Source organism: Metaplanococcus flavidus, from assembly GCF_042675885.1.
Taxonomy (GTDB): Bacteria; Bacillota; Bacilli; order Bacillales_A; family Planococcaceae; genus Planococcus; species Planococcus flavidus.
Map to the genome: position 1 here is coordinate 1 of NZ_JBHTKI010000038.1, position 2,738 is coordinate 2,738.

Genomic DNA, 2,738 nt, shown 5'->3' on the forward strand with positions numbered 1-2,738 from the left:
TGTTGTTGTGGTGACTACCATTATACAGGATTTGGGGAGGTGCTCTATTTTCATGCCGTTACACACCTAGAGCCGCAAGGTCTCGGAATTATGAAATTTACTCATATAAATTAAATTAAGGATGAGCATAAACATGACGCTTCGGCGCTTAGGACAAAGCTCCCTCAATAAGCCGAGAAGACCACTCGTCTTATTGATTCGCTCAGTCCGGAGACGTGCCTTCGCTGAGTGAACTTTCTAAAGATATGGAGCAAAACAGCGAAGACGCCCAGGGGATCAAGCGAAGTGCTGAGATCCACTCGGGCGAAGAGCCCGAGTTAGCTCAGCGCGAGCCCCCAGGCAAGCGAGCTGTTTTGCGGAATATCGGTTTCTCAAAATTATTAGTTCAACTTTTTATTAAATCCAACTACTTCTACGACTATAAAAAACCGCCGCCTTCCTTCAATAAGGAAGACGGCGGCTTTTAGCTGCGGTCAAGTCAATAATACCAGGCTTATCGCCATGACTGCCATGCCGCCAACAAGCCCGTAAATGGACAGATGCGCTTCATCATAACGCTTGGCGGCAGGCAATAATTCATCCAGTGAAATGAAAACCATAATTCCCGCGACCGAAGCAAAGACGATGCCGAAAAGCGTATCGCTCAGGAAAGGCATCAGGAACAACCAGGCGGCAAGAGCACCAATAGGTTCCGAGATCCCTGAAAGCACACTGTAAAGCAATGCTTTTTTCCGACTGCCCGTTGCGTAATAAATTGGAACCGATACTGCGATCCCTTCCGGAATATTATGGATGGCAACGGCTATGGCGATCGCGATGCCAAGCGCAGGATCCTGGATCGCTGACATGAATGTCGCGATTCCTTCCGGGAAGTTATGGATACCGATGGCGAGCGCTGTAAAAATCCCCATTTTCCGAAGTCTGGCATATTCGTCATTACTCGGGCCCTCGTCCATATCTTCGATTGTTTTGACTTCATGCGGATTTCCGAGCTGCGGCAGAATACGGTCCAGAACCGCCATGAAGATCATGCCGCCGAAAAAGCCGGCAAGCGTCAGCCAATAGCCGTTGGTTTCACCGTGCACGCCCGTCAAAGAGTCTTTGGCTTTAACAAAAATTTCAATCATTGATACATATATCATTACACCCGCTGAAAAACCGAGAGAAAGAGATAAAAATTTCGTGTTGGTCCGGGAGGCGAAAAACGCCAGCAAACTGCCGATACCCGTTGCAAGACCTGCAAAAAGCGTCAACGCCAATGCAAATAAGACCGTACTGTCCATACCCATGACTTCCTTCCGCTTCTATTGAATATGGTTATTGTACGCTTAAAGTTTCCTTTGTGCAACTTTTTTTAACAAAGAAAGATATTGGATTATTCCTTTACTTCTGGAACTTCAGAATTTCCCCTAACTTTCGCCAATCCTCTTCCTTCAGAGCACGGACGGATGGATTGTAAAAGACACTGGCCGGATGGAAAGTCGGCAAAATGTGATAAATCTCCGTGGATTCAACAAACTTCCCCGCCTCTTCTTCCCACATTAAAATCGGCGTTTCCAATAGAACACCGTGCATTTCCGTCACTTTTGCCTGCGGACCGATCAAACGTTGAAGGCCGACATTCCCCAAAGTGACGATTAAAGGCGGTTTAATATCACGTATTTCCGTATCCAGAATCGGTGCATGTGCAATAATCTCCCCTTTTGTCGGGGCGCGATTGTATCTCCTTTCCTCCGTTTCCCCATTCCGCTTTTTCTTTTTCCCCCATTTATACGGCCTGCTTCTGACAGCACTGGTAATATAAACATCTTCACGGCTCAGTCCGACACTCGCCAGCGATTGCACCAATTCTTTCCCGGCCCGACCGGTGAACGGAATTCCTGTCTCCAACTCGTTTTCACCGGGCGCTTCGCCGACCAGCATGACGGCAGGCCGCAGCGGCCCACTCCCTCTCACAAACCCTTCTACTGGAAATCCAGCTATACGGGCTAAGCCTGAAGCTACAAGTTCATCACTAATTTTATACATGATTCATCACCTCAAAAATAGTTTATCATAATTTTAATGTTAACTTTCCTAACAATTTATTTAATAAATACTTGCATTTTCTGAAAACTTTATTTATTATGTTAAGAAACTTAACATAATTTTAGTGTTAGAAAACTTAACATCTAGGAGGAGAAGAATGAAAAAGATCGAGACTATTATCCGTCCATCTGTTTTCGGAAGCGTGCGGCAAGCTTTGGCCCTTGAAGGAATTGACGGTTTGAGTGTCACGGAAATAGCCGGGATAGGCAAACAGGAAGGACGAATCGGCATGTTCCGGGGAAATACGTATAAAATGGAGTTTTCACCAAAATTAAAATTGGAAATGGTTGTGGAAGATTCGAAAGTGGAAGCCATTATTGAAGCTCTTTTGGACTATGCGGCAACCGGAGAAGTCGGAGACGGAAAAATTTTTATTTTCCCTGTTGAAGAAGCAATCAGAATCAGAACGAAAGAGCGCGGCGATGTCGCGGTCGGATAAGGAGGAGATTGGATGGAAGCAGTACAAAGCTCAGTTGATATGATATGGATTATGCTCGGCGCCATGCTTGTCTTTTTCATGCATGCCGGGTTTGCTATGGTGGAGATGTGTAATGCAATAGAAAAGTGCAGAAGAATGCAATGGAAAGTACAGAAGCTTGCCAGTCTTCCTTTTTATCATTATTTTTGCCGTGACAGTGCGTTTGAGACCC

The 2,738-nt window shown here is 45.7% G+C and carries 5 protein-coding genes; 3 read left to right on the forward strand and 2 right to left on the reverse strand.

All coding sequences use genetic code 11. From position 1 onward, the window contains the following. Positions 1-215: 215 nt before the first annotated feature. The gene (locus tag ACFQ1X_RS15490; RefSeq protein ID WP_379083322.1) at positions 216-467 is read left to right on the forward strand and encodes a hypothetical protein; all 252 of its coding nucleotides are present in this window, start codon (positions 216-218) and stop codon (positions 465-467) included. Positions 468-473: 6 nt separating this feature from the next. Here the strand turns inward: ACFQ1X_RS15490 and zupT are convergent, their stop codons facing one another. After that, positions 474-1,283, reverse strand: coding sequence for a zinc transporter ZupT (gene zupT, locus ACFQ1X_RS15495; RefSeq protein ID WP_144841694.1), 810 nt, complete (start codon positions 1,281-1,283; stop codon positions 474-476). Between the two features lie 100 nt (positions 1,284-1,383). Then, positions 1,384-2,028, reverse strand: a complete 645-nt coding sequence (locus ACFQ1X_RS15500; protein WP_144841693.1) for a uracil-DNA glycosylase — start codon at positions 2,026-2,028, stop codon at positions 1,384-1,386. 157 nt (positions 2,029-2,185) lie between these two features. On the opposite strand from ACFQ1X_RS15500, the gene ACFQ1X_RS15505 reads away from it, so the two are divergent. Both ACFQ1X_RS15505 and ACFQ1X_RS15510 read left to right on the forward strand, forming a co-directional pair. Further along, complete coding sequence (locus ACFQ1X_RS15505; protein WP_144841692.1) at positions 2,186-2,527, forward strand: P-II family nitrogen regulator; 342 nt, start codon at positions 2,186-2,188, stop codon at positions 2,525-2,527. Between the two features lie 12 nt (positions 2,528-2,539). After that, the coding region (locus tag ACFQ1X_RS15510) for a hypothetical protein (RefSeq protein WP_379083325.1) at positions 2,540-2,738 on the forward strand (199 nt) is incomplete at its 3' end.

What these genes read in the sequence shown, in the direction of transcription:
- zupT (WP_144841694.1), bottom strand. Translation starts at nt 1,283, where the DNA reads ATGGACAGTACGGTCTTATTTGCATTGGCGTTGACGCTTTTTGCAGGT.
- ACFQ1X_RS15500 (WP_144841693.1), bottom strand. Translation starts at nt 2,028, where the DNA reads ATGTATAAAATTAGTGATGAACTTGTAGCTTCAGGCTTAGCCCGTATA.
- ACFQ1X_RS15505 (WP_144841692.1), top strand. Translation starts at nt 2,186, where the DNA reads ATGAAAAAGATCGAGACTATTATCCGTCCATCTGTTTTCGGAAGCGTG.